The 26,943-nt window shown below is 63.9% G+C and carries 27 protein-coding genes; 13 read left to right on the forward strand and 14 right to left on the reverse strand.

The features are described from left to right. The first annotated feature begins 241 nt into the window (after positions 1-241). The 3 genes from ACO055_RS10945 to ACO055_RS10955 all read left to right on the forward strand — a co-directional run bounded on the left by ACO055_RS10945 (position 242) and on the right by ACO055_RS10955 (position 5,813). Positions 242-3,352, forward strand: coding sequence for a TonB-dependent receptor domain-containing protein (locus tag ACO055_RS10945; RefSeq protein WP_422058897.1), 3,111 nt, complete (start codon positions 242-244; stop codon positions 3,350-3,352). 85 nt (positions 3,353-3,437) lie between these two features. Further along, positions 3,438-4,223 carry a hypothetical protein gene (locus tag ACO055_RS10950; protein ID WP_422058898.1) on the forward strand — a complete coding sequence of 262 codons (786 nt, stop codon included), beginning with the start codon at positions 3,438-3,440 and terminating at the stop codon, positions 4,221-4,223. 9 nt (positions 4,224-4,232) lie between these two features. Further along, a complete protein-coding gene (locus tag ACO055_RS10955; protein WP_422058899.1) occupies positions 4,233-5,813 on the forward strand; it encodes a tetratricopeptide repeat-containing sulfotransferase family protein in 1,581 nt (526 codons plus the stop codon). A gap of 54 nt (positions 5,814-5,867) precedes the next feature. On the opposite strand, the gene ahcY is transcribed toward ACO055_RS10955, so the two are convergent. Then, a complete protein-coding gene (gene ahcY / locus ACO055_RS10960) occupies positions 5,868-7,283 on the reverse strand; it encodes an adenosylhomocysteinase (protein WP_422058900.1) in 1,416 nt (471 codons plus the stop codon). 405 nt (positions 7,284-7,688) lie between these two features. Between ahcY and ACO055_RS10965 the strand changes: the two genes are divergently transcribed. After that, complete coding sequence (locus ACO055_RS10965; protein WP_422058901.1) at positions 7,689-8,084, forward strand: hypothetical protein; 396 nt, start codon at positions 7,689-7,691, stop codon at positions 8,082-8,084. A gap of 3 nt (positions 8,085-8,087) precedes the next feature. Here ACO055_RS10965 and ACO055_RS10970 read toward each other — a convergent pair whose 3' ends face one another. Further along, complete coding sequence (locus tag ACO055_RS10970) at positions 8,088-8,651, reverse strand: YqgE/AlgH family protein (RefSeq protein ID WP_422058902.1); 564 nt, start codon at positions 8,649-8,651, stop codon at positions 8,088-8,090. Between the two features lie 136 nt (positions 8,652-8,787). Between ACO055_RS10970 and ACO055_RS10975 the strand changes: the two genes are divergently transcribed. The 3 genes from ACO055_RS10975 to ACO055_RS10985 all read left to right on the forward strand — a co-directional run bounded on the left by ACO055_RS10975 (position 8,788) and on the right by ACO055_RS10985 (position 11,739). Then, the gene (locus ACO055_RS10975; protein ID WP_422058903.1) at positions 8,788-9,270 is read left to right on the forward strand and encodes a peroxiredoxin; all 483 of its coding nucleotides are present in this window, start codon (positions 8,788-8,790) and stop codon (positions 9,268-9,270) included. A gap of 71 nt (positions 9,271-9,341) precedes the next feature. After that, positions 9,342-10,823, forward strand: a complete 1,482-nt coding sequence (locus tag ACO055_RS10980) for an AMP nucleosidase (protein WP_422058904.1) — start codon at positions 9,342-9,344, stop codon at positions 10,821-10,823. A gap of 133 nt (positions 10,824-10,956) precedes the next feature. Further along, the gene (locus ACO055_RS10985; protein ID WP_422058906.1) at positions 10,957-11,739 is read left to right on the forward strand and encodes an SDR family NAD(P)-dependent oxidoreductase; all 783 of its coding nucleotides are present in this window, start codon (positions 10,957-10,959) and stop codon (positions 11,737-11,739) included. Between the two features lie 138 nt (positions 11,740-11,877). On the opposite strand, the gene ACO055_RS10990 is transcribed toward ACO055_RS10985, so the two are convergent. Continuing rightward, complete coding sequence (locus ACO055_RS10990) at positions 11,878-12,684, reverse strand: SDR family NAD(P)-dependent oxidoreductase (protein ID WP_422058908.1); 807 nt, start codon at positions 12,682-12,684, stop codon at positions 11,878-11,880. 72 nt (positions 12,685-12,756) lie between these two features. Here ACO055_RS10990 and ACO055_RS10995 point away from each other — a divergent pair, with 72 nt between their 5' ends. Then, a complete protein-coding gene (locus ACO055_RS10995) occupies positions 12,757-13,194 on the forward strand; it encodes a winged helix-turn-helix transcriptional regulator (RefSeq protein WP_422058909.1) in 438 nt (145 codons plus the stop codon). Between the two features lie 326 nt (positions 13,195-13,520). On the opposite strand, the gene ACO055_RS11000 is transcribed toward ACO055_RS10995, so the two are convergent. From ACO055_RS11000 to ACO055_RS11015, 4 genes are all read right to left on the reverse strand, one after another. Further along, positions 13,521-14,003, reverse strand: coding sequence for an SRPBCC family protein (locus ACO055_RS11000; RefSeq protein WP_422058910.1), 483 nt, complete (start codon positions 14,001-14,003; stop codon positions 13,521-13,523). Between the two features lie 123 nt (positions 14,004-14,126). Further along, a complete protein-coding gene (locus tag ACO055_RS11005; protein WP_422058911.1) occupies positions 14,127-15,941 on the reverse strand; it encodes a M2 family metallopeptidase in 1,815 nt (604 codons plus the stop codon). A gap of 75 nt (positions 15,942-16,016) precedes the next feature. Beyond that, complete coding sequence (locus ACO055_RS11010) at positions 16,017-16,769, reverse strand: alpha/beta fold hydrolase (RefSeq protein WP_422058912.1); 753 nt, start codon at positions 16,767-16,769, stop codon at positions 16,017-16,019. Between the two features lie 43 nt (positions 16,770-16,812). Continuing rightward, a complete protein-coding gene (locus ACO055_RS11015; RefSeq protein WP_422058913.1) occupies positions 16,813-17,460 on the reverse strand; it encodes a 2-hydroxychromene-2-carboxylate isomerase in 648 nt (215 codons plus the stop codon). 129 nt (positions 17,461-17,589) lie between these two features. Here ACO055_RS11015 and ACO055_RS11020 point away from each other — a divergent pair, with 129 nt between their 5' ends. From ACO055_RS11020 to ACO055_RS11030, 3 genes are read left to right on the forward strand one after another with little or no spacing between them, the layout of a single operon-like run. After that, entirely contained in the window at positions 17,590-18,030 is a 441-nt protein-coding gene (locus ACO055_RS11020; protein WP_422058914.1) for a MarR family winged helix-turn-helix transcriptional regulator, read from the forward strand. Beyond that, on the forward strand, positions 18,030-19,139 hold the full coding sequence (locus ACO055_RS11025) for an HlyD family secretion protein (RefSeq protein WP_422058915.1): 1,110 nt from the start codon (positions 18,030-18,032) through the stop codon (positions 19,137-19,139). Before ACO055_RS11020 ends, ACO055_RS11025 begins: the two co-directional genes overlap by 1 nt. Before the next feature lie 2 nt (positions 19,140-19,141). Further along, positions 19,142-20,731: an MDR family MFS transporter gene (locus tag ACO055_RS11030; protein WP_422058916.1), complete on the forward strand. Its 1,590-nt coding sequence runs from the start codon at positions 19,142-19,144 to the stop codon at positions 20,729-20,731. Between the two features lie 3 nt (positions 20,732-20,734). Here ACO055_RS11030 and ACO055_RS11035 read toward each other — a convergent pair whose 3' ends face one another. From ACO055_RS11035 to ACO055_RS11050, 4 genes are all read right to left on the reverse strand, one after another. Then, positions 20,735-21,190, reverse strand: coding sequence for a GFA family protein (locus ACO055_RS11035; protein WP_422058917.1), 456 nt, complete (start codon positions 21,188-21,190; stop codon positions 20,735-20,737). Beyond that, positions 21,190-21,798, reverse strand: a complete 609-nt coding sequence (locus tag ACO055_RS11040) for a hypothetical protein (protein WP_422058918.1) — start codon at positions 21,796-21,798, stop codon at positions 21,190-21,192. Before ACO055_RS11040 ends, ACO055_RS11035 begins: the two co-directional genes overlap by 1 nt. Positions 21,799-21,848: 50 nt before the next feature. Then, on the reverse strand, positions 21,849-22,628 hold the full coding sequence (locus ACO055_RS11045) for a dimethylarginine dimethylaminohydrolase family protein (protein ID WP_422058919.1): 780 nt from the start codon (positions 22,626-22,628) through the stop codon (positions 21,849-21,851). 105 nt (positions 22,629-22,733) lie between these two features. After that, the gene (locus tag ACO055_RS11050; protein ID WP_422058920.1) at positions 22,734-23,759 is read right to left on the reverse strand and encodes an aspartate-semialdehyde dehydrogenase; all 1,026 of its coding nucleotides are present in this window, start codon (positions 23,757-23,759) and stop codon (positions 22,734-22,736) included. Positions 23,760-23,921: 162 nt separating this feature from the next. Here ACO055_RS11050 and ACO055_RS11055 point away from each other — a divergent pair, with 162 nt between their 5' ends. Then, complete coding sequence (locus ACO055_RS11055) at positions 23,922-24,446, forward strand: class I SAM-dependent methyltransferase (RefSeq protein ID WP_422058921.1); 525 nt, start codon at positions 23,922-23,924, stop codon at positions 24,444-24,446. 85 nt (positions 24,447-24,531) lie between these two features. On the opposite strand, the gene rplS is transcribed toward ACO055_RS11055, so the two are convergent. Genes rplS through ACO055_RS11070 form a run of 3 tightly spaced genes read right to left on the reverse strand, consistent with a single transcriptional unit; the run spans position 24,532 to position 26,566 of the window. Further along, complete coding sequence (gene rplS / locus ACO055_RS11060) at positions 24,532-24,909, reverse strand: 50S ribosomal protein L19 (protein ID WP_056345487.1); 378 nt, start codon at positions 24,907-24,909, stop codon at positions 24,532-24,534. A 5-nt stretch (positions 24,910-24,914) separates the two neighbouring features. Then, on the reverse strand, positions 24,915-25,652 hold the full coding sequence (gene trmD / locus ACO055_RS11065; RefSeq protein ID WP_422058922.1) for a tRNA (guanosine(37)-N1)-methyltransferase TrmD: 738 nt from the start codon (positions 25,650-25,652) through the stop codon (positions 24,915-24,917). Continuing rightward, entirely contained in the window at positions 25,649-26,566 is a 918-nt protein-coding gene (locus tag ACO055_RS11070; RefSeq protein ID WP_422058924.1) for a LysR substrate-binding domain-containing protein, read from the reverse strand. The genes trmD and ACO055_RS11070 overlap by 4 nt, the downstream gene beginning before the upstream one ends. Before the next feature lie 49 nt (positions 26,567-26,615). Here ACO055_RS11070 and ACO055_RS11075 point away from each other — a divergent pair, with 49 nt between their 5' ends. Beyond that, complete coding sequence (locus ACO055_RS11075) at positions 26,616-26,891, forward strand: hypothetical protein (RefSeq protein WP_422058925.1); 276 nt, start codon at positions 26,616-26,618, stop codon at positions 26,889-26,891. The last annotated feature ends 52 nt before the right edge of the window (positions 26,892-26,943 follow it).

Below are 26,943 nucleotides of genomic sequence, written 5' to 3' on the forward strand. Positions count from 1 at the left end.
CCCGGCGCCCGATCGACCGACGACGGCGACCGCTACGCCTCGCGCGTCCGCGCCACTGTTGCAGCGGAGTCACACCAAGCCGCCGAAAAGTGTCGCAAAATGCGACATCGGGTTGATTTGCAGTTAAAACTTTTAAAAGATTCTAACGGGTATGGCTGTGACGCGCGGATGAAGACGGTCAGCCCGCCAGATGCCAGGTCGCTCGGGCAAGGCAGCCGCTACTGAAAACGGGGATATCACCATGCAGAATATGAACAGCGCATCGACGCGCTTGGGCCAGAAATTTGGTCTTGCCAGCCTTTCGGCCATGGCCATCGTGATGGCGACGCCGAGCTATGCGCAAACCGAAGATACGGCTGCTCAGGGTGATGAGGCCACCGCGCCCGAAGACGCCATCGTCGTCACCGGCTCGCGTGTTCGGCTGAGCCCGTTCAACAGCCCCGATCCGATTTCGGTTATCGACCCCGAAATCGCTGCGAAGGAAGGCAAGTTCGACCTGGCCTCGACGCTGCAAAGCTCGCCGATCGCGGCGGGCTCGACCCAGATCACGGCGGCCATTTCATCGAACTTCGTCACCAACGGCGGCCCCGGCGCGCAAACGATCGATCTTCGCGGCTTGGGCGCCAACCGCACTCTCGTTCTGCTCAACGGCCGCCGCGCCGGCCCCGCGGGAACGCGCGGCGGCGTATCGTCGTTCGACCTCAACGTCTTGCCGCAATCGATCGCGCAGAATGTGCAGATCCTGAAAACCGGCGCCTCGTCGGTCTATGGCTCCGATGCGGTCGCCGGCGTCGTCAATATCATTACCAAGACCGACACCAACGGGCTCGAACTCAACGCCAACGTCTCGGTACCCTTTGCCGGCGGCGGCGAGGAATATCGCCTGAGCGGCATCTGGGGCAAGACCTTCAGCCGCGGCCACTTCCTGATCGCGGGCGACTATACCAAGGTCAAGGAGCTCACTCGCGGCGATCGCAAATATCTCGCTTGCCCCGAAGCCTATATCTTCCGCGAAGACGGCAGCCGCGCCGACCTGATCGATCCGCGCACGGGCCAGCCCAAGTGCGAGGATCTTCCCTGGGGTCATGTGTGGACCTATAATCTCGTCGACAATCTTCAGCTCGACGGTCCGGGCGGCCCCAACTCGGGGCTCAACACCTCGCCCAACGGCGAAACGGTCCTGATGCAATTCCAGTATCCGGGCGAAACGCTGGGCATCCCCACTTATGGCGCACCGGCTTATGGCGGCGACTTCGGCATGCCCGGCGGATGGTTCCCGACCGGATACAACGCCGCGTCACAGGCGGTGCAGAACGGTTATCATCCCTTCGTCGAACAGGCATCGATCATCCCGGAAACCTCGCTGATCACGGCGTATGCGGAGGGTTCCTACGAAGTCTCCGATTCGATCGAGATGTTCGGTGAATTCCTCTTCAACCGCCGCAAGACCTATCAGAACGGCTGGCGCCAGTTCTGGAACTTCGGCTACACGGGCGACCTCTATGGCAGCGGCGCCAACACCAATATCTGGGCCCAGGGCTGGGAAGGCATCAACCTGGTCAGCCCGACCGGCATCACCGATCAGGCCGACAGCAGCCAGAAAGTGGACTATTACCGCGGCGTTGCAGGCCTTCGCGGCGATTTCGGCAGCAACTGGCGCTGGGAGGCCTATGGCCAGTACAGCAAGAGCATCGGTCGCTATCGCGACCAGCGCATCCTGCAGGACGCCTATGACTCGGGCAACGCCCAAGGCCTTCAGTTTGCAGGCTCGTGCGTCGGCACCACGCTGCCCGTTTCGGGCAAGCAGTGCATCGATTTGCCGTGGATGGACCCCTATTTCCTGCGCGGAGAGCTGACGCAGGCGCAGAAGAATTTCCTCTTCTCGTGGGAAGAAGGCAAGACGGTCTATACCCAGCTGACCGGCGAAGCGACGCTGTCGGGCGATCTCTTCACTCTGCCTGCTGGCGCCGTGCAGGTCGCATTTGGAGTCACGGCGCGCCGCGACAAGATCAACGACGTGCCGGGCGAAATTACGCTGGCGGGCAATGCCTGGGGTTCGTCGGCATCGGGCGTCACCGCGGGCAAGGCGGACACGAAGGAAGCTTTCGGCGAACTCAACGTGCCGCTGCTCGCGGACAAGCCCTTCTTCAAGAACCTCACGCTCTCGGCCGCCGCGCGCATCACCAGCGTCAAATCGACGCGCGCATCGGACGGAGTGTCGGACAGCGACAACGGCAACTGGACCTACAAGATCGGGGCCAACTGGGCGCTCAACGATATCGTCCGTTTCCGCGCCAGCTATGGCACGTCTTTCCGTGCTCCGGCGCTGTTCGAACAGTTCCTCGCCAACGAAACCAGCTTTCCGAGCGCGCGAACGATCGATCCTTGCGTCCGCTGGCAACAGGGTCTGACGAACGGCACGAAGTCGCAACGCCTGGCCGACAATTGCGCCGCGGACGGAATTCCCGGCGCGTATGCCGGCGGCAGCATCACGGCGACCGCCTTCTCGCAGGGCGGCCTCGGCCAGCTTCAATCGGAAACGTCGAAGGCACTGGTCGTCGGCGGCGTGCTGACGCCGAAATTCGGCTTCCTGCCCGACACGACGATCAACGTCGCCGTCGATTATTTCGACATCAAGGTGAAGGGCGAGATCACGCAGCTCGGCGCGGCCAACATCCTGTTCGGCTGCTATGATTCCGAAGATTTTGCCAATGAGCCGCTGTGCAACCTGTTCACGCGCGGCCAGACTGGCGACCCGCTCGCGGTCAACCAGGTGTTCGACCAATATGTCAACATCGCGCGGCAGCGTAACAGCGGCGTCGATGTGGCGGTCAACATCCGCCACGACCTTGGCAAGCTCGGCCGGCTCAGCTTCACCGCCGACATGACCTGGCAGACAAAGGACGATTTCCAGCTGTTGCCGACGTCGGTCGCCACGTCCGACAATGGCGAAGCCGGGTCGCCGAAATGGGTCGGCGATTTCCGCCTCAACTGGCAGTCGATGGGCGGTTTCAGCCTCTTCTATGGCATCAACGTGATCGGCAAGACGTCGGATGTCAGCGACTTCGTCGAAGCGAACGGCGACGTCTGTGTCAATTCGGCGATCTATGGCCGCTATTGCCCGGACCTCAAGACGCCGACGACCTTCTATCACAACATCTCCGCGACGCAGGAGATCGCCGATGGACGGTTCGAGATCACGGCGGGTATCAGCAATCTGTTCAACACCCGGCCGCCGCGCGTCTCGGTGTTCAACGGGGGCGAGATCGCGACGCTCGGTCCTGTGATTGCCGCATCGCAATACAGCTTCGTCGGTCGCCGCGCTTTCTTGAATGTCAGCGCCAAATTCTGATCGAATTGACAGGCACGAGGATTGGGCGGCATGGCGACATGCCGCCCTTCTCGTTTCCACCGCAGCAGAAAGCGCCTCCGCAGCCATGCCCGAAGTCAATGTGAAGGCCGACACGCTCGACGTCGAAAACCGGCAATTTGCGCAGGTGCCGCTGGCGCAGCCGGTATTCCTCAACAGCGTGCCCAAAAGCGGCAGCCATCTGTTGCGCAATATCGTGCGCATGTTCGTGCCGCCCGAACAGCAATATGCCCGCGACTTCATTCAGTGGCCGACGCTGCAACAGCATCGCGCCGCTTTCGATCCGGCGCACCCGCAGCTTAGTTGGGGCCATTTGTTCTTTGCCGACGCGTCGGCAATCGAAACCGCGCCGACGCATCGCATCCTCCTGTATCGCGATCCCTATGACTGGGTCATCGCCCGCGCACGCTTCTTCGTTTCCGAGCAATTTTCGGGAAATGTCGACCATCTGAAATCGGGAGCGCTCAGTGTCGACGAGCTGTTGACGATGATGATTTTCGGGCTGCCGGGAAAGGCGCCTTCGCTGGCCGACATATATAAGTTGAACGCCGTGGCGTGGCTCGGAGCGCGCGTCCATGCGGTGAAATACGAGGATCTCGTCCATCATCTCGGCGACCTCGATGCCGCCGGGGCCGAAGGGTTTTTCGCAGGGCTGCTGCGCGCTTGCGGCATCGATCTCCCCAGCGATTGGCGCGAACGGGTGCGGGTCGGATCGGATCCGCGCCAGAGCGGTACGGCGCGCGAAAATCTGACCGGAATCACGCTCGACTTTCCAGCGACGCTGGACCAGCGCCATCGCGCCTTGGTCGACTATGAGGCGCCGGGGCTTCGCGCCGTGCTCGGGTATGAATAGTCGCGTTCGATGACCGCGACGACCATCACCTTCTATCCGCTGCTCGGCATGGCCTCCGACCTTGCTGCCGCTGGCCGGTACGATGAAGCGGCGCAGCAGGTCATCGCGCACCTCCGTAGCCATCCCGAGGAACCACAGGGCCTTGCAAAGCTTGGTGAAATTGCGATGCGGCTCGGCGCGCTCGGGCAGGCCGAGCATTTTCTCCGCCGCGCCCTTGCCGCGGGCGGACGCGACATCGAAATCCGGCGCTTTCTCGCATCGGTTCTCGATCAGCAGGAGCGGCTGACCGAGGCGGGCGAACTCTACGCCGCGCTCGACCAGGAAGCTCCCGATCCGAGGCTATCGGCGCTGCGCGCGCATATTCTCGACAAGCTCGGCCGCAACGCCGAAGCGCGAACCATCCACGAGCAGCTGACTCGCGACAGCGCCTATGATCCGCGCCAGTGGATCGCGCTCGGCAACAGCCAGCGCGCTGCTGGCGATGTCGACGCGGCGATCGCCTCCTATCGCCACGTCATCGCGCGGGATGAGGATTTCGGCGAGGCGTGGTGGGCTCTGGCGAACATCAAGAGCAAGGTTCTGACCGACGACGACGTCGCGGCGATGCAGAAGGCGCTCGCCATCGCCATCGATATTCGCAACATTGCACCGCTCCATTTTGCACTTGCGCGCGCGCTCCATGACCGCAGCCGATATGCCGAAGCCTTCGACCACTACAAGCAAGGCAATGACCTGCGCGCCGTGGACATCGGCTATGACGCACGCGAACTCTCTGCCGAGGTTGCCGAGATCGAGCACGCGGTCGACGCCGCCTTCATCGCATCGCTCGACCAGCGGCCGATTGGCGATGCCGTCCCCATTTTCATCGTCAGCCTGCCGCGATCGGGATCGACGCTTCTCGAACAGATGCTCGGCAGCCATCGCGCGATCGAGGCCGTCGGCGAGCTGCCCTATGCACCCGCCATATTGCGCAGCGTCATGGAGATGGCGACGCGCCGCGGTCAGGTTACCGTGCCGCAATTGGTCGCCTCGCTATCCGCCGACCAGGCAGCCGCGATGGGTCAGGACTATCTGCGCCGCGCCGCGATGCATCGCAAAACCGATCGGCCGTTTTTCATCGACAAGCTTCCCCATAACTGGAGCAACATCCTCTTCATCCGCCGCATCCTGCCGCAGGCGAAGTTCCTCGACATCCGGCGTCCCGCGATGGATTGCTGTTTCTCCAACTTCACCCACAGCTTTTCCAGCGCGCACGCCGCGTCTTTCCGCCTGGCCGACATCGGACAATGCTATGCCGATTACGTCCGCTTGATGGCGCATTTGGATCGCGTCGCGCCCGGATTGGTCCACCACATCGACTATGCCGCGCTGGTCGACGACGCAGAGCCGCATCTGCGCGGCGCGCTGGCGCATCTAGGGCTCGAATGGGATCCTTCGGTGCTGGAATTCCACACGCTCGACCGCGTGGTGCGCACACCGTCAAGCGAGCAGGTGCGCCGCCCGCTCAACCGCGACGGGATGGAAATATGGCGGCCCTATGCCGAATGGCTTGACCCGCTGCGCGCCACGCTAGGCGCGCTGGCCGAATGAAAACGGCGCCGGAGGCCCGGCGCCGTTTCCTTGTCCAAATCGCTTGAGCTGCGATCAATAACGATAATGGTCGGGCTTGAACGGCCCTTCGACCGGCACGCCGATATAATCGGCCTGCTTCTTGGTCAGCTGGCTGAGCTGCACGCCCAGCTTTTCCAGGTGCAGCGCCGCGACCTTTTCGTCGAGATGCTTCGGCAGGACATAGACGTCGTTGCCGTACTGCTCGCTGCGCGTCCACAGTTCGATCTGCGCCAGCGTCTGGTTGGTGAAGCTCGCCGACATCACGAAGCTCGGGTGGCCCGTCGCGTTGCCCAGGTTCACCAGGCGGCCCTTCGACAGGATGATGATCTGCTTGCCGTCGGGGAATTCGACCAGGTCGACCTGCGGCTTCACTTCGGTCCACTTATAGTTGGCGAGCGCCGCGATCTGGATCTCGCTGTCGAAGTGGCCGATGTTACAGACGATCGCCATGTTCTTCATCGCCGCCATATGGTCGGCCGTGATGACGTCGGCGTTGCCGGTCGCGGTGACAAAGATGTCCGAGCGCTTGACCGCTTCGTCCATCGTCACGACCTCGAACCCCTCCATCGCTGCCTGCAGCGCGCAGATCGGATCGATTTCGGTGACCAGAACGCGCGCGCCGCCGTTGCGGAGGCTCTGTGCCGAGCCCTTGCCGACGTCGCCGAAGCCGGCAACCGTGGCGACCTTGCCCGCAAGCATCACGTCGGTGCCGCGACGGATCGCGTCGACCAGCGATTCCTTGCAGCCATAAAGATTGTCGAACTTCGACTTGGTGACGCTGTCGTTGACGTTGATCGCGGGGAAGGGCAGCTCGCCCTTCTTCGCGATGTGATACAGGCGGTGGACGCCGGTCGTCGTTTCTTCGGACACGCCCTTGATCGCCTTGACTGTCTTGGTCAGATAGCCGGGGTTCGCGGCAACAAACGCCTTCAGCGCGCGCTGCATTTCGATCTCTTCTTCATTCTCGGGCGCGGGCATCGTCTGCCCGGCTTCGAGCTTCGCGCCCCACAGCGCGAACATCGTGGCGTCGCCGCCGTCGTCGAGGATCAGGTTGCACGTCGTGCCGTCGTCGACGCCCCAGTCGAAGATGCGACCGACATAATCCCAATAATCGGCGAGGCTTTCGCCCTTCACGGCGAACACCGGCACGCCCGTCGCGGCGATCGCGGCGGCGGCATGGTCCTGCGTCGAGAAGATGTTGCACGTCGCCCAGCGGACGTCGGCGCCAAGCGCGGTCAGCGTCTCGATGAGCACCGCGGTCTGGATCGTCATGTGCAGCGATCCGACGATGCGCGCGCCCTTCAGCGGCTGCGACGCGCCGAACTCGGCGCGCAGCGCCATCAGGCCCGGCATTTCGGTTTCGGCGATGTTGATTTCCTTGCGCCCGAAATCGGCAAGACCGATGTCGGCGATCACATAATCACGGGTGTCGGCGGCGAGAGTGGCCACGGCGTAGTCTCCTGTAGGCGAGTTCGGCCGCAGGCGAGCGGCCACGAAAGTGTCAGCAATTATGTTGCGCGCCCTAGCCGAAAGTGCGCCACCGATCAAATATAAAGTTTTCTTTATATGCTCAAGGCCGATGCCTTCGCCGAGCGCGCTTCGCGCACGACTCGGCGCCGCAAAATCGCGAACGGCACAAAATAAATTTTCGGCAGGCGCAATTGTGACAATCGCCGCGTCGCCATTGTGACACGGAGTCGCGACGGTCAAGATTCTGAAAATCTTGCCTTATAATGCGCCTTAGCGTTTAGCTTAATTCCTGTTTGTGACACCAGTGTTACAAAGCCCTCGAAATATTGACTTTTTAACCCTTGAGGCAGAAAATCGACCAAAGTTTTCGGGGAGATACTGGATATGAAAAAAATTCTGCTGCCGCTCGTCGCGCTCGCATTTGCGACCCCCGCCGCGGCCCAATCAATTGTCGTGACCGGGGCCGAAGAGACCGATTCGGCGCCGCTGTCGGTCGCGTATGAAGAGCTTCGGGCCGGCCAGAACCAGTTGGCAGTCGACAAGCTGACCCACAGTGCGATCGACGCCCAAGACCCGTCGCGCCTGATCAATCTGGGCACCGCTTATGCGCGACTGGGTCAAAAGGACGATGCGCAGACCGCGTATCGCGCCGCGATCACCAGCGATATCCGCTACGATGTCGAGCTCGCGAACGGCACCTATATGGATTCGCGCTGGGCCGCGCGCACCGCGCTTTCGAACCTCAACCAGGGCAAGCCGCTGCTCGCGCTCGCGCGCTGACGATTACGCTTCGCCGCCTTCGGTGGTGAGCAGGCGGGCGTCCACTCCCGCTTCGGCAAACGCCGCCTGCCAGCGATTGGTGGGCGGCGTTTCGAATATCACGGCATCGCTGCCCGGCGTCACATGCCAGCCGTGGCGCACCATTTCTTCCTCGAGCTGCCCCGGCGACCAGCCCGCATAGCCGAGCGCGACCAGCCACCGCGACGGCCCGCGCCCTTCGCCGATCGCGCGCAGGATATCGTGCGAACTCGACAGCATCCAGCGGTCGGCGACCTGCACCGCCTCTGCCCCGCCCCAGTCGAGGCTGTGGATGACAAAGCCGCGCGTCTGTTCGACCGGGCCGCCCAGGAAGACCGGCTGGTCGAGCGGCTCGTCATGGTCGATCTCGAGCTGGTCGAGCACCGCGCCAACGGTCATGCCGTCGATCGGGTCGGCGATACCGATCCCCATCGCGCCTTCCTCGTCATGGCTGATCATCGCGATCACCGCATGCTCGAACCGGGGGTCGCCGATGCCGGGCAGTGCGAGCAGCAGCTGGCCGGTGAAAAAGGGAGGAGCGGTCTCCATCGCCGCACCATGCCGCGCACCGTCCGCACGGTCCAGCGCCTTTCGGCGAACCGACGGCATCCACCGCGCTTGACACCGGCCCTTCGCGCCCCAATGTCGCGTCCGACAAAATCCCCTCAACGAAAGGATGCCTTCCATGACGATCCACACCGGCGACAAGCTGCCCGACGCGACCTTCGTCAAGGTGACCGAAAATGGTCCCGAGCAGGTCACGACCGCCGACTATTTCAAGGGCCGCAAGGTCGCGCTGTTTTCGGTCCCCGGCGCCTTCACGCCGACCTGCTCGGCCAAGCATCTGCCGGGCTTCGTCGACAAGGCGGCAGAGCTGAAGGCCAAGGGCGTCGACGAAATCGTCTGCACCGCGGTCAACGACGCCTTCGTGATGGGCGCCTGGGGCAAGAGCGCCAGCGCCGGCGACAGCGTCACGATGCTCGCCGACGGCAATGGCGCCTTCGCCGATGCGGTCGGGCTGACGATGGACGGCACCGCTTTCGGCATGGGCAAGCGCGGCCAGCGCTTTTCGATGATCGTCAACGACGGCGTCGTCGAACAGCTCAACGTCGAAGCCCCCGGCGAATTCAAGGTGTCGAGCGCCGACCATATGCTCGAGCAGCTGTAAGGATCATCGGGGCGGCCTGATCGCGGGCCGCCCCCTTCCCTTTTGTCACATTTTCGTGCAACAGCGTCGCGATGACAGCCAACTCATCGCAAGAAACCATCGATCCCGCCGCCCTCGTCGAAGGGATCATCACCGAGTTGCAGGACCGGTTCCGCACCTCGGTTGCCAATCTCAAATCCGCCATCGCCGCTTATGTCCACGACCGCACGTTGCCGCCGGCCGACGCCGCGGCGAGCGGGCTGTTCGACTATCCCGCGATCCGCCTCGTCACCACCGGCGAGCAGCGCGAGGGGCAAAAGGGGCATAATCTGTCCTTCGGCCGTTTCGAGCGCGCGGGCGAATTCGTCACCACGGTGACGCGCCCCGACCTGTTCGCCGATTATCTGCGCGACCAGCTCATGCTGCTCGCGCGTCACTATGACATCACGCTCGAAGTGACGCGGACGGGGCAGCAGATCCCCTTCCCCTATGTGCTCGACGCCAGCGACGGGTCGGACATGGGCGGCGTCACGCCGCTCGAGCTCGCGCGCCATTTCCCGACCACCGAATTGGCCGACATCGGCGACGAGCTCGCCGACGGTCTGTTCGGCGCCGATCCCGCCGCGCCGCAGGCTCTCGCGCTGTTCGACGCGCTCCGCACCGATTTCAGCCTGGCGCGCCTGCGCCACTATACCGGCACCGCGCCCGAGCATTTTCAGCGCTACATCTTGTTCACCAACTATCATCGCTATGTCGACGAATTCGTCGCCTGGGCGGGGTCGCAGGTCGGGCAGGGACGCTACACCGCGCTCGCGGGCGCCGCGGGCCTTTATGTCGACCAGCCCGGCGTCAACGCAAGCGCGCTCGTCGCCGACAGCGCCTGGCGGCGGCACCAGATGCCCGCCTATCACCTGATCGCGCCCGACGGCGGCGGCATCACGCTCGTCAACATCGGCGTCGGCCCGTCGAACGCCAAGACGATCTGCGACCATCTTGCGGTGCTGCGCCCCGAGGCGTGGCTGATGATCGGCCATTGCGGCGGCCTGCGCCCCAGCCAGCGGATCGGCGACTATGTGCTCGCGCACGCCTATCTGCGCGACGACCATATCCTCGACGCGGTGTTGCCGGTCGCCATTCCGATCCCGCCGATCGCCGAAGTGCAGCAGGCGCTCGCGAGCGCCGCCGAATCGGTGTCCGGCGCCACCGGCGCCGACCTCAAGAAACGGATGCGCACCGGCACCGTCGTCACCACCGACGACCGCAATTGGGAACTGCGCTACACCGACAGTGCGCTGCGTTTCTCGCAATCGCGCGCGATCGGCATCGATATGGAATCGGCGACGATCGCCGCGCAGGGCTATCGTTTCCGTGTCCCCTACGGCACCTTGCTCTGCGTCAGCGACAAGCCGCTCCACGGCGAGCTCAAGCTGCCCGGCCAGGCCAACCGCTTCTATGAAGAAGCGATCGCCGCGCACCTTCAGATCGGCATCCGCGCGTGCGAGACGATGCGCGACGAGGGTGCGAAGCTCCACAGCCGCAAATTGCGCGCGTTCAACGAACCGCCGTTCCGGTGACGGATTGGGTCTCGCCCGCGCAATAACCCTCTCCCGTTTGCCCTGAGCTTGTCGAAGGGCCGTTCTTCCTTCTAACGTGGAACACGAGGACAGCCCTTCGACAAGCTCAGGGCGAATGGACGAGGGGAAATCTATGACAGACCACGGGCAAGCGCCCACCCTCTCGCGCTCGGTCGCCGGCCGCATCGCGATCGTCACCGGCGCGGCGAGCGGCATGGGCCGCGCAACCGCGCTGCTGCTCGCGCGCGAGGGTGCCAGGGTTGCTGTGACCGATCTCGATCTGGCGGCCTGCGAAGCCGTGGCGGCCGAAGCAGGCAGCAACGCCAGGGCCTTTGCGCTCGACGTCGCCGATGGCGAGGCGATCAAGCGTGTCGTGGCCCAGATCGCGGCGACCTTCGGCGGCATCGACATTGTGATCAACAATGCCGGCGTATCGAGCTTTGCTCCGCTCGACGCCGACGATGACTATGAAGCGATCTGGCACCGTGCGATCGCGGTGATGCTGACCGCACACCAGCGCATGGTCCGCGCCGCCCTGCCGTGGCTGCGTCAAAGCGATGCCGCGCGCATCGTCAACATCGCCTCGACCGAAGGCCTGGGCGCGACGCCGGGCGACACGCCTTATGTCGCCGCCAAATCGGGCGTCGTCGGCCTCACCCGAGGGCTGGCGGTCGATCTCGGCAAGGAGGGTATCACCGTCAACTGCATATGCCCCGGCCCGATCCGCACCGGCATGACCGGCAAGGTGCCCGACGAGGACAAGGCGATCTTCGCCCGGCGCCGCACCGCGCTTCGCCGCTATGGCGAACCCGAGGAGGTCGCGCACATGACGCTGAGCCTCGTCCTGCCGGCGGCGAGCTATATCACCGGCGCGGTGATTCCCGTCGACGGCGGGTTGATGGCGCGCAACGCGTGAAGGACGGCGTTGGGGTGGTGGGCTGACGGTAGCCCGGCCTATCCTGTTCCCCGGCGAAGGCCGGGGAACAGGGCGTCGGAGAGCCGACGTTGCGCGAGTACGCTCTGGACCCCGGCCTTCGCCGGGGAACACAGATCGTCAAACCGCTTCGGTCACCCGATAGCGCTCGCCGACGTCGCGCCGCGACAATCCAGGCCCCATCGCCAGCCGCGCCGCATGATATGCGTCCCACTGGCCTTCATCGGCGAGCGGCGGAATCGTCACTTCTTCGCCGCGATCGAGGCCGATCAGCGCGGCATCGACCAGATCGACGGCGCTCATCACCATCTCGGCCGGGAAGGCATCGACATCCTTGCCCGAACGCTCCCAGATTTCGGTGCGCGTGGCGCCGGGGAGCACCGCCTGGACATGAAAGCCCTTTTCGCGGCCGGTCGTCGCGAGCGCTTGGCTGAGATTGAGCAGGAACGCCTTCGACCCACTATACACGCCCTCGAACGTTTCGGGTGCGAGCGCGAGGACCGAGGCGATGTTGACGATCGCGCCCTGGCCGCGTGCGCCGAACGCCCTGCCCGCCGCGATGGCGAGCCGCGCGGCGGCGGTAATGTTGAGCGCGATGATCGTCTCGATCTCGGCCGCGCTATTCTCCAGCGTACCGCCGTTCAGCGACATGCCCGCATTGTTCACGAACAGCGTGATGGTCGCATCGTCGATCAACCGCTGTTCGATCCGCGTCACATCGTCGCTATTGGTCAGGTCGGCGGCGATCACGTCGACCTCGACGCCGGTTTCGGCCCGCAGTTTGGCGGCCAGCGGTTCCAGCTGCGCTGCGTTGCGCGCAACGAGGATCAGGTCGTGGCCGCGCTTGGCCAGGCGGTCGGCATAAACCGCGCCAAGGCCGGTCGAAGCGCCCGTGATCAGGGCCGTTCCAATGGTGGGGGAAGTCATGTCATTGCTCCTTGCAGGCGGCCCGACAATGAGTCGCTTGCAAAAGAATAGTGACTGCCCCATATGAGTTCAATGACCGACGAAAAAGAAATGTTGGGCACCTGCCCCGTCGACCGCGGCCTGACCCGCGTCGGCGACCGCTGGAGCATGCTCATCTTGCGCGATGTCGAATATGGACTGACGCGGTACGAGCAGTTGCGCACCAGCCTGGGCATCGCACCGAATATCCTGGCGCGGCGCCTCGCCGCCTTGACCGCGGCCGGATTGCTCGAGAAGCGGCGCTACAGCCAGCGCCCACCGCGCGACGAATATCTGCTGACCGATGCGGGGCGCGATTTCCTGCCGATCCTGATGGCGATCGGCGCCTGGGGCCGGAAATATAATGGCGCGGGCGCGCTCAGCCTGCACCGCGATGCCACGACCGGCGAGATTGTCCGGCCGGTCGTCGTCGATGCCGTCACCGGCGCGCCGATCGGCTCGCGTCCGCTCCGCCTGGATATGCCGGACTGAACCGCGGCCGCGCTTCCCTCGTCATCCCGGACCCTTCGACAGGCTCAGGACAGGCTTGATCCGGGATCCATTGGCGCCTTTGAAGTCGTGCCCCGCCGGATCAAGACCGCAATGATCCCGCTGGGACAAGGAAGGGGTGTTCCCCCGCGAAGGCGGGGGTCCAGCGTTTACGCGAAGCGTCGAAGGGCGCGCTGCCGCGCGCGTCTGTCCTGGCAGCTGGACCCTCGCCTTCGCGGGGGAACAGATACTTGCCCCTATCGGACATATCCGGATCCTGTCCGGGGTGACGAAAGAGGTAAATTCGCTCCGCTCCTTTCATCGCCTCGCTATTTATACATGCCCTCGCGCAGGTTGATGCCGTGCTCGATCCACACCTTGAGCGCGCAGAGCATCTGCGACCAGCCCTGGCAATTGCCGTAAGAGGCGCCCAGCGCGCCTTGATTCTCGCGCCAGCCTTCCTCGGCGATCTCGACGAGCGTGCGGCCGTCCTCCAATCCCTTGAAGCTGATCGTCACGCGTGTTCGGTAATCGGCGTCTTTCAGCCCGCCGCCGTCGACATTGGGCGCCTCGCCCTCGTTCGCCCGCCATTCGAGGACGATCTTCTCGCCTGGCACCACCTCGATCACCCAGACCGGAAAGGCGCCGGGAAAATCGGCGAAGTCCCACTGCACCGTCGCGCCGGTCTCCAGCCGCCCCTTCGCGCCGCCCGTGGTGAAATAGTTCGACAGTTTCGCAGGATCGGCCACGGCCTCGAAAACCTCGTGCACCGGCTTCGCGATCCGCGCCGCGACTCGAAATTTCAGCTCCATCGTCACCCTCCGCTTGCTCCGTTGTCCCTCATGCAGATGCTTCGATCGACATGACATCGATCGCTACGACAATGGCCGGGAAGCGTCCCTCCCGGCCATCATCATCTTGGTCGAAACGCGGGCTTACCAGCCCGACGGCTTGCCCTTGTTTTGCTGGTCGAGCCATTTCTTCAACGGCGCAAAATAATCGGCCATCGCTTTGCCCGACATTTCGCGGCTGCCGGTAAAGGCCTGCAGCGCGTCGGGCCACGGCTTCGAAGCACCCATTTCGAGCATCGCGTTCAGCTTCGCGCCAACCTCCTTGTTGCCATAGAAGGAACAGCGATGGAGCGGCCCCTTCCAGCCGGCCTGCTTGCACGCCGCCTGATAGAACTGGAACTGCAGCACGCGCGCCAGGAAATAGCGGGTGTAGGGCGTGTTTCCGGGAATGTGGAACTTCGCGCCGGCATCGAAAGCATTCGCGGGCCGCTCGCCCGGCGGCACGATCCCCTGATATTGGGTGCGCAGGTCGGTCCACGCCTTGTTATAATCGGCAGGCTTGATCGAGCCGTCGAACACGCCCCAGCGCCAGCGATCGACGAGCAGGCCAAAGGGCAGGAACGCGACCTTGTCCATCGCCTGCCGCAGCAGCAGGCCGATATCCTTGTCGGCGCTCGGCACCTTCGATTTGTCGAGCAGTCCGATGTCGACCAGATATTGCGGCGTGATCGACAGCGCGACGAAATCGCCGATCGCCTCGTGGAAGCCGTCGTTCGCGCCGTTGAGGTACAGGAACGGCTGCTTGTTATAGGCGCGCTGATAATAGTTGTGGCCCAACTCGTGGTGGATCGTCGTGAAATCGTCGGCATTCACCTTGATGCACATCTTGATGCGGATATCGTCCTTGTTGTCGACGTCCCACGCCGAGGCGTGGCACACGACTTCGCGGTCGGCGGGTTTCAGAAACTGGCTGCGCTTCCAGAACGTGTCGGGCAGCGCCGCAAAGCCGAGCGAGGAATAGAAATTCTCGCCCGCCTTGACCATGTCGAGCGGTCCCTTGCCCTTTTCGGTAAGCAGGTCTCCGACATCATAGCCCAGGTCGCCGGTGCCCGGCGGCGCGACGAGCGGATAGATATTCCCCCATTCCTGCGCCCACATATTGCCGAGCAGGTCGGCGCGGATCGGGCCGGTCTTGGGCTGCACCGCATCGCCATATTTCTCGTTCAGTTTCCAGCGGACATAGGTGTGGAGCGCAACATACAGCGGCTTCATGTCCTGCCAGATCTTCTCGGTGACCTTGGCGAATTCCTCGGGCGGCATGTCATATCCCGACCGCCACATCGCACCGGTGTCGGCAAAGCCCAGCTCTTTCGCGCCTTCGTTCGCGATGCCGACCATCTTGACGTAATCGTCCTTCATCGGCGCGCCGACATTGTTATGCCAGCTTGTCCACATCTCGGCATATTCGGCGGGCGTGCGCTTCAAATTGCCCATCTCGGCCTCGATGTCCGAGCCCGAGATTTCCTTGCCGTCGAGCGTGCCGCGGCCCTTCCCATACTGCGACTGCAGATCGGTCGCGATATTGTTGAGCTCGGTCGCGGCGCCGGGCTTCGTCGGCGCGGGCAGGACGATGCCGGTGCGCAAGATTTCCAGCTTGCGCTTGGTGTCGGCGCTGAGCCCCGCCACGCCGGCATATTTGGCGGCATCGAGCGCATATTTGACGGATTTCTCGGTGCCTATCGCGTTGATCCGCGCTGCCATCGCATCGGTGTCTTCGGTGATATAGGTCGCGTTGACCCAGTTCACCTGGCTGCCCTCGACCGTATAATCGAACAGGTCCTTTTCGACCGCGGCGATGAAGGCGTCGGCGTCGGCCGCCGTCGGCGCCGCCTGGGCAAAGGCGGGGGTGGCCACCGCAAGCGACAGGGCAAGCGATAGCGTCGAAATCATGGCTTTCATGGGGGTGCGTCCTCTGGATATTTGATGCGCTCTCTGGCGCGATGGCGGGCAATCTGGACCGCGCGATGCGCCCGGTCAAGCGGTCAGGAAGGCCGCGATCGCTTCGCCCATTTCGGGCTGCGTGACGCTCGACATATGCGTGCCCGGGATCGTCGCAAGCCTAGCGTCCGGCAGCGCTGCCACCAGTTCCTCGGCCAATCCATTGTCCTGATCCTGATCGCCGCAGACGAGCAAGGTCGGCATCGTCAGCGCGCGCAGCATCGCGGGCGTCGTGTCGGTGAAGCTGTCCAGGAGCAGACTGGCCGCCACACGGTCGATCTTCATCGTCTTCATGAACTGGATCGACATCCAGGTGTCGTCCCCGCGCTTCGCGGTCTCATAGTCGGCGATGACGCGCTGGAAGAACTGCCCGCGCTTGGCCCAACCGGCGAGTCCCGCCAGCCCCATGCCGCCCAGGATCAGGCGGCGTGGCGTCATTCCCGCCACGACCGCGCGCGTGCTCGTCCGCGCGCCGAGCGAAAAGCCGCCAAGGTCGAAGTCGGTCAGACGGAAATGTGCGACCAGATCCTCAAGATCGTGGACCAGGACATCGGGCGGATAATGGTCCGGCTCGTGCGGCGCTTCGCTCGACCCGTGAACGCGCAGGTCGGGCATGATCACCCGAAAGCCCGCGGCCGCTATGCGCGCCGCCGTGCCGAATTTGATCCAGTTGACCTCGGCGCTCGAAAACAGGCCGTGGAGCAGGACAAGCGGGCGGCCTTCTCCCGTCTCGCGCCACGCCAGCCGCACGCCGTCGCGCGCCTCGAAAAATTGGGGTTCGGTCGTCATGCCGCCGCTATGCGCCGTCCGTCTGCATTCGCGCAAGCGCCGATCAGCGCGGTTGCAGACCCTTCTGCTCCATCCGCCATTTCGCCATTTCGATCCGGTCCTGCCCAAAGAAGGGCTCGCCGTCGAAGACGAGCGTTGGCACGCCCCAATGGCCCGCGATCTCGAGCGCGACCTGGTTCGCCGCAATTTCATTGTCGAGCGCCTCGGCATCGGCTTCCGCTTCGGCATCGAGTTCGGCGAGGCTCAGCCCGGCGCGCCGTGCGGCGCCCGCAAGATGGTCGCCGAGGTGCCAGTTCTGCGCCCCGCCCCAGATGAGCTGCGCCACTTCGTGCGCAAAGCCGAGACCGCGCCCTCGCCGCGCCGCGGCCTGCCCGAGGCGCGTCAGGCGATAGATGTAGGGCTGCTCGGCCGCAATCTCGCGCGTCATGATGTTCTGGACGATCGGATCGGGCCGCGGCGGGCCAAAGGGAATGCCATGAAACTGCGCAACCCGGATCATGTCGCGCATCGTATAGCTCAACCAGTTCGGATGGTTGCGCTCAAAGAAATCGGGCTGGCGCACCGCGAGCGGGTAAACTGGCCGGAGATCGATCGACAGATCGTGGCTGGCGGCAAGCGCCCGATAACGGCCGACGGCGAGATAGGAGTAAGGCGAGCGAAAGGACCAGAAGAGGTCTGCGGTCAAAGTCATAAGCTTCATCCTGCAAAAAATGCTCGGCAACGCAAGCATTTGTAAGACAATTTTACAGCAAATCAGATATTTCGCAGATGCAGCAAAGTTGAATTGAATTTAGTAGCAATTGCTATTATATCCGCTGCCATGAGTGAAACGATTGGCTTCCTTCTGAACGACAGCGCCCGCCTGTTCCGCCGCGCGTTCAATGCGCGCACCCGCGACAGCGGGATCACGGCCCTGCAGTGGCGACTGATCACCTATCTGAAACGCCATGAGGGAATCCGGCAAGGACCGCTTGCCGAGCTGCTCGAAGTCGAGCCCATCACCCTGTCACGGATGGTCGATCGCCTTGTGGAGGCCGGGCTCGTCGAGCGGCGCGCCGATCCGACCGATCGCCGCGCGTGGCGGCTTTACCTGGCGCCGCGCGCCGCCGACCTGCTGGACGGCATGCGCGAAATTGCCCAGTCGCTCACCGACGAAGCCACCGAAGGCCTCAGCACCGTCGAGCGCGAACAGCTGATCGCACTCGTCGAACGCGTGCGCGCCAACCTCTCCCGCCGTGAATGCCTAAAAGAGACCGCATAATGGACCAGATCTCCCCTTCTCCTGCCAAAGCCGAAGACGCCGCACCGGCGCGCGCCCCCAAAGCCGATCCGGTGCCTCCGGTGACCAAGCCCGTCGTCGAAACCGACGCAAAAGCCGGCGCCAGCTGGCGCACGCGCCTGCTGATGTTCGGGCTCCCCGCGGTGCTGGTCGCGGCCGGCGGCTGGTACTGGCTTACGAGCGGCGGGTCGGTGTCGACCGACAATGCCTATGTGCAGATGGACAAGGTCTCGGTCGCTGCCGAAGTCGGCGGCCGCATCACCGACGTCGCGGTCAAGGATGGCCAGACGGTGCAGGCTGGGCAGTTGCTGTTTCGGATCGACGGCGAGCCTTATGCGCTGACGGTGGCGCAGGCGAGTGCGGCGATCGATGCCGCCAATGTCGATGTCGGCAACCTGTCGGCAAGTTTGAACACGACAGGCGTCGATATCAAGGCGGCCGAAGAAGGCCTTGCCTTTGCCCAGTCGAATTTCGCCCGCCAGGCCGCGCTGATGGACAAGGGCTTTACGACCAAGGCCGCCTATGACGCCTCGAAGCATGCCGTCGAACAAGCCCGCGCGCAGGTTGCGCAGGCGAAGGCCGATGCTGCCGAGGCGCGCGCAAAGCTTGCAACCGGCGCCAGCGGTGTCAATCCGCAGGTCGAATCCGCAAAAGTCCAGCGTGCGCAGGCCGAGGTAAATCTCCGCCGCACCGAAGTGCGCGCGCCGAGCGCCGGCCGCATCGCCCAGTCCGACCGCCTGCAGATCGGCCAGATGATGGTGCAGGGTCTGCCGGCGGTCACGCTGGTCGATACGCTGCATCCCTATGTCGAGGCCAATTTCAAGGAAACCGACCTCGCCAACATGCGCGTCGGCCAGCGCGCCGAAATCAGCTTCGATGCTTATCCGGGGCTGAAGGTTCGCGGCCATGTGCTGACGATCGGCGCGGGTACGGGCAGCGAATTTTCGGTGCTGCCGGCGCAGAATGCGACGGGTAACTGGGTCAAGGTAACGCAGCGCGTTCCGGTGCGCATCGCCTTCGACGAAAAGCCGGCGCGCGACATGATCGCGGGGCTTTCGGCAGATGTGCGGGTCTTCACCGCGGGCAAATAGCCATGGCAAGCCGTTCCCTCCCCCGCCGGTCGGCGGCCGCCGCGCTTCCGGTCGACGACAGCCGCCCGCTGCACGAACGCGTGCGCTATCGCGGGCTGCTGATGGTCGCGGTGATGGGCGCGTCGATCATGCAGATCCTCGACACGACGATCGCCAATGTTGCCATCCCGCATATGCAATCGGCGCTGGGGGCGACGAGCGAGACAGTGACCTGGGTGCTGACGAGCTATATCCTCGCCAGCGCGATCGCGATGCCGATCACCGGCTGGCTGGCCGACCGGATCGGCCGGCGCGAGCTGTTCCTTGCCGCCATTACCGGCTTCATCATCGCCTCGATGGCGTGCGGTGCGGCGCAATCGCTCGAACAGATGGTCGTCTTTCGCTTCCTGCAAGGCATTTGCGCGGCCTTCATCGGCCCGCTGTCGCAATCGGTGATGCTCGACATCAACCCGCCCGAAAAGCAGGCGCGCGCCATGTCGATCTGGGGCATGGGGATCATGGTTGGGCCGATCCTCGGCCCGCTGCTCGGTGGCTGGCTGACCGAAAGCGTCAATTGGCGCTGGGTCTTCTACGTCAATCTGCCGGTCGGATTGCTGACCATCGCGATGATGTGGGCTTTGCTGCCCGCGACGCGCAAGACCAACCGGCGGTTCGACCTTTTCGGATTCTCGATGCTCGCGCTGGGGCTCGCGGCGCTCCAGTTGATGCTCGATCGCGGGGCGCATCAGGACTGGTTCGACAGCATCGAAATCTGGATCGAGCTGGGGGTTGCGGTCGCGTGTCTGTGGATGTTCATCATCCATATGTTCACGGCCCGCGCGCCGCTGTTCAATCGCCAGATGCTAGCCGACCGCAACCTTGTTACCGCCATGGGTTTCATGATCGTCATCGGCATCGTGATGTTCGCCTCGATGGCGCTGCTGCCGCCGATGCTGCAGAACCTGTTCGGCTGGCCCGTCATCGACACTGGCGTCGTGCTCGCGGTACGCGGGGTCGGCATCCTCGCGAGCATGTGGTTCGCGGGCCAGATGCTGGGCAAGATCGACGCGCGCTGGATGGTGGGGAGCGGGCTGCTCATCGCCGCGCTATCGCTGTGGCAGATGAGCCACTGGTCGCTCGCCATGGGGATGCAGCCCGTGATCATCAGCGGCGTCGTGCAGGGGTTGGGCATGGGCCTGATCTTCATCCCGCTCAATACCATGGCGTTTGCGACGATCGCGCCGCAGCACCGTACCGACGGATCGAGCCTGCTCAATCTGCTCCGCAGCATCGGCGCGTCGGTTGGAATCTCGGTCGTCACGACGCTGCTCGGCGCCAATATCCAGACGAGCCATGAGGATATGGCGGCGCATGTCACCAACTCTTCGGTCAGCCTGCTCGATCCGTCGACCGCCGATCGCTTTGGCATCGTCGGCGATACCGCGATGGCCATGGTGAATGCCGAGATCAACCGGCAGGCGGCGATGGTCGCCTATATCGACGATTTCTGGGTGATGATGTGGGTGACGCTGGCGTCGATACCGCTCGTGTTACTGCTCCGGCCGCCCAAGGTCGGCGCGCCGAAGGCGTCGATGGCCGACATGGGCCACTGACCGCTAGCCTTTGCGCCGCTCCATCGCGAGCCGCATGAACTCCATCGGGTCGGGGCCTTCATCAAAGGCCGGCACATCGTCGGCGATGATGATCCAGCCACGCTTCCTCTTGATCCACATATGCGCGAAGGGATCGAGGCCGGACGGATCGTCAAGCGTGCCGGCGCGCACGATCGTCATCGCAGGATAGACGTCATTGGCATTGCACACGCGGCTGAAGCAGTCGGGGCAGTGCTGGTTCGTCGTGGTCCCACCCGAGGGCCGCTGGGTCGAGAAGGTTATGGCGCGCCCCTCGATCGTCAACGCGTCGGTCGACACGATCAACTGGTCGGCAAAAGCGCTCGCGGTCGATTTCTGGCAATCGAGGCAATGGCAACAATAGTTGAGCAGTGGCCCCTCCTGCTCGAAACGGTACCGCAATTGCCCGCAGCGGCAGCCGCCGGTGACCGTGGTCGCCATCAGCGGAAAAAGCAGTTGGCGCCCGCGAACAGCGCATCGATCCTGGCCGCCTCGCCAGGCTCGGCGAACATGCCGCCGACGACATGCTCGCCGCTGCCGATGCTGAATTCTTCGCCCAACGTGCTGTCCTCGACATCAATGATCGACACCGATTCCTTCGCTTTCGCGCGGGTCGTGCCGACGCCGATTCCGCTCGTCGTCGAATATTCGGACGCGCCATTCTCGTTACCAAGAAACCAGCCAACGAACTTGTCGTCCTGAAAATTGAGCGTCATCGCGTCGAAGCGCGTGAAATCCATCGGCCCGGCGCCGCACTCCGCATTGCTGCTGCGGTCGTCGGCCTTGCCCGCGACGCGCGCGAGCGCTTCCTCGGCCTGCGTCCGCGGCACGCCGAAAGCCAGCACGCTGGCCTTGCCGCTAGCCTTGTCGATGAAACGCAGTCCTTCGCCGTCGAGGCTGACTGCGGTCGTCGCCGCTGCGGGACCGTCCGCCTTGGCTTGGGGCATAGGCGGTGCGTCGACGGTGTCGTCGCCTACCGCGACCTTGTCGGCCGCGGGCTTGCACGCCGCAACCAGCAACAGCATCGCAATACCAGTCCCCATTTTCATCGCAGCCTCCATCGTCCGATCGGAAGATATTATGCCAGCAGCCGCGGCGATTACCAGCGCAGCGACATGCAGCTCAGCCCGGCGTCGATATGCGCGATCTCGTCGGTCGCCATCGGGCGGATATCTACGCCGCGCGCGCTCAGCAGATCCTGCGTCGCCTGCCAGCGGTGGCCGATCAGCACGGTCTCGCGGATGCGAAGGATGTTGGCTGCGCCCTCTTCGCCCCGCGGTGTCACCACGACCTCCAGACCAGCAAATTCGGGGCAGTCGCGCATCGCCGGGACGGTCAGGATCGTTTCCGCGTCGATCAGGCTGCAACCCGTCTTGAAATGGAGCACGCTTTTCGGTGTCGTCGCGATCTCGGCCCGATAGCCCAGGTCGCCGAGCAGCCGCGCCAGTTCGTCGGCACCGGTCGGATCGGTCCGGTCGGACAGCCCGATGATCACCCGGTCGGCCAACCGAAGCACGTCGCCGCCATCGGCAAACCCCGGTCCGGTCATTGCGAGCAGGCGCGGATGTCGCTCCGCCAGCGGCCCGCGAACATGCGCAACCTCGCCCGCGCGGGTCGGCGCACCGGGGCGGAGAAGGATCGCGCCTTCGGGAAAGGTCAGCGCGACGTCCTCGGTGAACAGCGCGTCGGGGAAATCATCGAGCGCGGGCAAGACGTCGACACGCAGGCCAAGCCCGCGCAGCGTTGCGACATAGGCCTCATGCTCGGCAAGCAGACCCGCGAAGTCGGGATCGGGACCACCGCCGGCACGGATGCCGGTCACAGCGGAAGCGGCGGGGGTGCGGCAGAGCGCGTGGGTGAATTGGAATGGGTCAGCCATACCCCTCCTTATCCGGTCGCATCGCGCGAAGTCGAGATGCCCTGAGGGGATGCACCCTGACAGGTGCCTCGACTGCGCTCGGCAAAAGCGGGTTTGAGAGGCCGACTACCCCTTCTTCAGGTGCCGACGCCCCAACAGCTCCGCAATCTGCACCGCGTTCAGCGCCGCACCCTTGCGCAGGTTATCGCTAACGCACCAGAGGTTGAGGCCGTTTTCCACCGTCGGGTCTTCGCGGACGCGGCTGACGAAGGTCGCGAAATCGCCGACGCATTCGACGGGGGTGATATATCCACCGTCCTCGCGCTTGTCGTGGAGTACGACGCCAGGAGCTTCGCGCAGGATGCGCTGCGCGTCCTCGGCCGACAGCTCATTCTCCATCTCGATGTTGATCGCTTCCGAATGCCCGACAAAGACGGGCACCCGGACGCAGGTCGCGGTGACCTTGATCTTGGGATCGAGAATCTTCTTGGTCTCGACGACCATCTTCCACTCTTCCTTGGTCGAACCGTCGTCGAGGAATTTGTCGATGTGCGGAATGACGTTGAAGGCGATCTGCTTGGTGAACTTCTGGATGTCCTTTTCGTCACCGACGAAGATCTGGCGCGTCTGGTTCCACAGCTCGTCCATGCCCGACTTGCCCGCGCCCGACACCGACTGATAGGTCGAGACGACGACGCGCGTGATCTTCGCCGCATCATGGATCGGCTTCAGCGCGACGACCATCTGCGCGGTCGAGCAATTGGGGTTCGCGATGATGTTCTTGCGCTTGTAGCCGTCGATCGCGTCGGGGTTCACCTCCGGCACGATCAGCGGCACGTCGGGATCCATGCGATAGAGCGACGAGTTGTCGATCACGACACAGCCCGCCGCCGCCGCCTTGGGCGCATGAATCGCGGTTGCGTCGCTGCCGATCGCAAAGATCGCCATGTCCCAGCCGGTCCAGTCGAAATTCTCGATATTCTGGCACTTCACGGCTTTGCCGGTATCGCCGATTTCAACCTCGTCGCCCTGGCTGCGCGACGATGCGACTGCGGCCAGTTCGTCGATCGGAAATTCGCGTTCGGCCAGGATGGCGAGCACTTCGCGCCCGACATTGCCCGTCGCGCCGGCGACTACGATACGATAACCCATGATGGAAAACTCCAGAACTCCAAGGCGCGCGCCTTTCCCAACTTTACCCCATCTATGCAATGTTTTTATGCGGACAAGGGGCGCACCCGGCGGCGGTGCAACGACTTGTTAACCAATTTAGCGGAACAGATGGCGCCAGTTTCCATGGCGGAGGACCGCACCATGCCCATGCTCAGCGATATAGCGCAGCGCAAGAAGATTGCCTATTTCCTGGACCCATTGCCGCGCGATGCCGCGATCCTCGAGATTGGCTGCGGGTCGCGCTGGGTGGGCGACCATCTTCGCGGCGCAGGCTATAGCGGATATGTCGGCAACGACCTGTTTCCGCCGGCGGACATCGTCGGCGACATTCGCACCTGGGCATCGCTGGGCCTGAAACCCGAAAGCTTCGATGCCATCATCGCTTTCGAAGTGGTCGAGCATGTCGACCTGTTTCAGGAAGCCTTCGACCTGTTGCGTCCCGGCGGCCAGTTGCTGCTGACCTCGCCGGTGCCCGAGATGGACTGGGCGATGCAGTTGCTGGAAGCCGTCGGGCTCAACCAGAAGCGCACCAGCCCGCACGATCATCTGATCGACTTCCGGCGCATCCCGTTGTTCGCGCCGGTGTCGCTGCGCCGGGTAGCAGGGTTGTCGCAGTGGGGGATATTGCGCAAACCCGACGAGCCCGCCCGGCGCCTCGCCGCCTGACAGCGGAAACGAACGGAAGATAAAAAAAGGGCCGGGATCGCTCCCGGCCCTTTTGTTTGGGTTTCGTGTCGGAAAGCGGTCGGCCTCAGCCTTCGCTAGCTTCCGGCCGATAATCGCGGCGTTCCGCGATACGCGCCGACTTGCCGGTGCGGCCGCGCAGATAGTAAAGCTTCGCACGACGCACAGCACCCTTGCGGATGACGGTAATGCTGTCGATGTTGGGCGAATAGAGCGGGAACACGCGCTCGACACCTTCGCCGAACGACATTTTGCGCACGGTGAAGTTGGAGCCCATGCCCTTGTTCGAGCGTGCAATGCACACGCCTTCGAAATTCTGGACGCGGGTGCGTTCGCCTTCGACCACCTTCACGCCGACTTTCAGCGTGTCGCCGGGACGGAAGGTCGGAATGGTCTTTGCCGCCTTGGCGATTTCTTCGGCTTCGATCGTCTGGATGAGGTTCATGTCCTCTAGTCCTTTTCTTTTCGCCGCGCGCCAGAGGCAGGTCGGTCCCGAGCATCGATATGACGCTCCCAAAGGTCCGGCCTGCGTAACCGTGTATGATCTTCGGCCTGTTGTTTCCGCCAGGCCGCGATCTTCGCATGATCCCCCGATCGCAGCACTTCGGGGATCGTGCGCCCTTCCCAGCTAGCAGGTCGGGTATAGTGCGGATATTCGAGCAAACCGTTTTCGAACGATTCGTCGTCACCGCTTGAAGCCGCGCCCATTACGCCGGGAAGCAGCCGAATGCAAGCATCTAGCAGCAGCAGCGCGCCCATCTCTCCGCCCGACAGGATGATGTCGCCCATCGATAGCTGCTCGATCGGTCGCCCCTCGAAGATTCGCTCGTCGAATCCCTCGAAGCGGCCGCAGAGGATGATGGCGCCCGGACCCGCCGAAAGCGTGCGAACCTGCGCCTGCGTGATCGGCGCGCCGCGCGGCGTCATCGCCAGGATCGGGAGGTCCGGATTCGCGTGGGCGGCATGGTCGATCGCCGCGGCCAGCACGTCGGCCTTCAGCACCATTCCTGCGCCGCCGCCCGCGGGCGTGTCGTCGACCGTGCGATGCTTGTCGGTCGCGAAATCGCGGATCTGCACCGGATCGCACGACCATAACCCCGCCTCGAGCGCTCGGCCCGCCATACTATGCCCCAGCGGGCCAGGGAACATGTCGGGATAGAGCGTCAGGGGAACGGCGGTGAAGGTCATGACAGCGGCTCCCATAGCGGCTCGGGGATCAGCTGGCGATCCATCTCCAGCTCTTCGTGCAACCATTCGCGGAAGCGTTCGATCTTGCGCACGCCGACGCGGTTGTCGCGGTGGACAAGGTAATTGCCGGTCCCGGGCTCATAGATCGGCTCGAACGGCCGCACGAGCCGCCCTGCCTCGAGTTCGAAGCGCCAATAGAGCGGTGTCATCAGCGCGATGCCGAAGCCGCCCTGCACCGCGACCGATTCCTGCAACTGGCTGTCGAGTTCGACCCCCTGCCGCGGCGGCGGGGGCGTGCCGATGCCCGCCTGGGCAAACCAGCCGGCCCACCAGGGATCGTTGGGCGCAAGGCGCTCGACGCGCAGCAGATCCGCAGGCTCCGATATCGCGTTCGCATCGCGGAACACGGGCGAGCAGATCGGCGTCACATGGCTGCGGAACAGAAAGTCGGCGCGCAGACCCGGCCAGTTTCCGTCGCCGGTGCGCAGCGCGACGTCGACGTTGGTCGCGTCGAAATCGATCAGCTCGTTCGACATGAGCAGGCGCACGGCCAGATCGGGATAGCGCAGCTGAAAGCGTCCGATCCGCGCGCTGAGCCAGGTGCCGCCCAGCGTGATCGCGGCGCTGATCGTCAATATGTCGGTGTCATCGCTGCGCAGCGCGCCAAAGGCATCGCTCATCGCGGCAAAAGCTCCGCTTATTGCTGGCAGCAGCCGCTGTCCGGTTTCGGACAGCCGCACCCGCCCTTTTTCGCGCACGAACAACGCGCGACCAAGCCGCTCTTCCAACTGCCGGATTTGATAGCTTACGGCAGCTTGCGTCATCCCGAGCTCTTCGGCCGCACGCGAAAAATTTTGCAGCCGCGCGGCAGCTTCGAACGCCCGGACGGCGGCAAGCGGGGGAAGGTTCGGCATCCATCCATATAAGCTCTCCTTATATATTCGTTCAATGCTTTTGTTGGCTTTGCGCCGCGCCGAAGCGCATTTGAAGGGCACAGGATCAGAAAGGAGAAAAGCGATGATGGAAGAACATTGGATGCGCGGATGGACCCACGGCCATGAACGCCTGAGCGCGGATCTCGACCGCGGCATCATAGGGTTGAAGCGCGCATTCCGCCGCTTCGTCGAACTTGTCACGCCAAGCCACGCGCCCGGCGAAGATGCCTATTTCGACTGCGCGGTCCCGGCCCGCCGGCTTGCCAAGCGTGCGGCGCCGGCCCGCATCACGAAACGCCGCTAGACGGCGCAGGCCTGTCGCCTCGCCCCCTTGTACGGGGCGGCAGGCCGTCAAA

The organism is Sphingopyxis sp. (genome assembly GCF_965227415.1).
Lineage (GTDB): Bacteria > Pseudomonadota > Alphaproteobacteria > Sphingomonadales > Sphingomonadaceae > Sphingopyxis.

Coding starts and splice junctions, on each gene's coding strand:
- ACO055_RS10995 (WP_422058909.1), top strand. CDS start 12,757: ATGACCGACGAAAAAGAAATGTTGGGCACCTGCCCCGTCGACCGCGGC.
- ACO055_RS10945 (WP_422058897.1), top strand. CDS start 242: ATGCAGAATATGAACAGCGCATCGACGCGCTTGGGCCAGAAATTTGGT.
- ACO055_RS11035 (WP_422058917.1), bottom strand. CDS start 21,190: ATGGCGACCACGGTCACCGGCGGCTGCCGCTGCGGGCAATTGCGGTAC.
- ACO055_RS10990 (WP_422058908.1), bottom strand. CDS start 12,684: ATGACTTCCCCCACCATTGGAACGGCCCTGATCACGGGCGCTTCGACC.
- ACO055_RS10980 (WP_422058904.1), top strand. CDS start 9,342: ATGACAGCCAACTCATCGCAAGAAACCATCGATCCCGCCGCCCTCGTC.
- ACO055_RS11010 (WP_422058912.1), bottom strand. CDS start 16,769: ATGACGACCGAACCCCAATTTTTCGAGGCGCGCGACGGCGTGCGGCTG.
- ACO055_RS11070 (WP_422058924.1), bottom strand. CDS start 26,566: ATGCCGAACCTTCCCCCGCTTGCCGCCGTCCGGGCGTTCGAAGCTGCC.
- rplS (WP_056345487.1), bottom strand. CDS start 24,909: ATGAACCTCATCCAGACGATCGAAGCCGAAGAAATCGCCAAGGCGGCA.
- ACO055_RS10955 (WP_422058899.1), top strand. CDS start 4,233: ATGACCGCGACGACCATCACCTTCTATCCGCTGCTCGGCATGGCCTCC.
- ACO055_RS10965 (WP_422058901.1), top strand. CDS start 7,689: ATGAAAAAAATTCTGCTGCCGCTCGTCGCGCTCGCATTTGCGACCCCC.
- trmD (WP_422058922.1), bottom strand. CDS start 25,652: ATGACCTTCACCGCCGTTCCCCTGACGCTCTATCCCGACATGTTCCCT.
- ACO055_RS10975 (WP_422058903.1), top strand. CDS start 8,788: ATGACGATCCACACCGGCGACAAGCTGCCCGACGCGACCTTCGTCAAG.
- ACO055_RS10970 (WP_422058902.1), bottom strand. CDS start 8,651: ATGGAGACCGCTCCTCCCTTTTTCACCGGCCAGCTGCTGCTCGCACTG.
- ACO055_RS10985 (WP_422058906.1), top strand. CDS start 10,957: ATGACAGACCACGGGCAAGCGCCCACCCTCTCGCGCTCGGTCGCCGGC.
- ACO055_RS11040 (WP_422058918.1), bottom strand. CDS start 21,798: ATGAAAATGGGGACTGGTATTGCGATGCTGTTGCTGGTTGCGGCGTGC.
- ACO055_RS11000 (WP_422058910.1), bottom strand. CDS start 14,003: ATGGAGCTGAAATTTCGAGTCGCGGCGCGGATCGCGAAGCCGGTGCAC.
- ACO055_RS11020 (WP_422058914.1), top strand. CDS start 17,590: ATGAGTGAAACGATTGGCTTCCTTCTGAACGACAGCGCCCGCCTGTTC.
- ACO055_RS11055 (WP_422058921.1), top strand. CDS start 23,922: ATGCCCATGCTCAGCGATATAGCGCAGCGCAAGAAGATTGCCTATTTC.
- ACO055_RS11045 (WP_422058919.1), bottom strand. CDS start 22,628: ATGGCTGACCCATTCCAATTCACCCACGCGCTCTGCCGCACCCCCGCC.
- ACO055_RS11050 (WP_422058920.1), bottom strand. CDS start 23,759: ATGGGTTATCGTATCGTAGTCGCCGGCGCGACGGGCAATGTCGGGCGC.
- ACO055_RS11025 (WP_422058915.1), top strand. CDS start 18,030: ATGGACCAGATCTCCCCTTCTCCTGCCAAAGCCGAAGACGCCGCACCG.
- ACO055_RS11005 (WP_422058911.1), bottom strand. CDS start 15,941: ATGAAAGCCATGATTTCGACGCTATCGCTTGCCCTGTCGCTTGCGGTG.
- ACO055_RS10950 (WP_422058898.1), top strand. CDS start 3,438: ATGCCCGAAGTCAATGTGAAGGCCGACACGCTCGACGTCGAAAACCGG.
- ACO055_RS11030 (WP_422058916.1), top strand. CDS start 19,142: ATGGCAAGCCGTTCCCTCCCCCGCCGGTCGGCGGCCGCCGCGCTTCCG.
- ACO055_RS11015 (WP_422058913.1), bottom strand. CDS start 17,460: ATGACTTTGACCGCAGACCTCTTCTGGTCCTTTCGCTCGCCTTACTCC.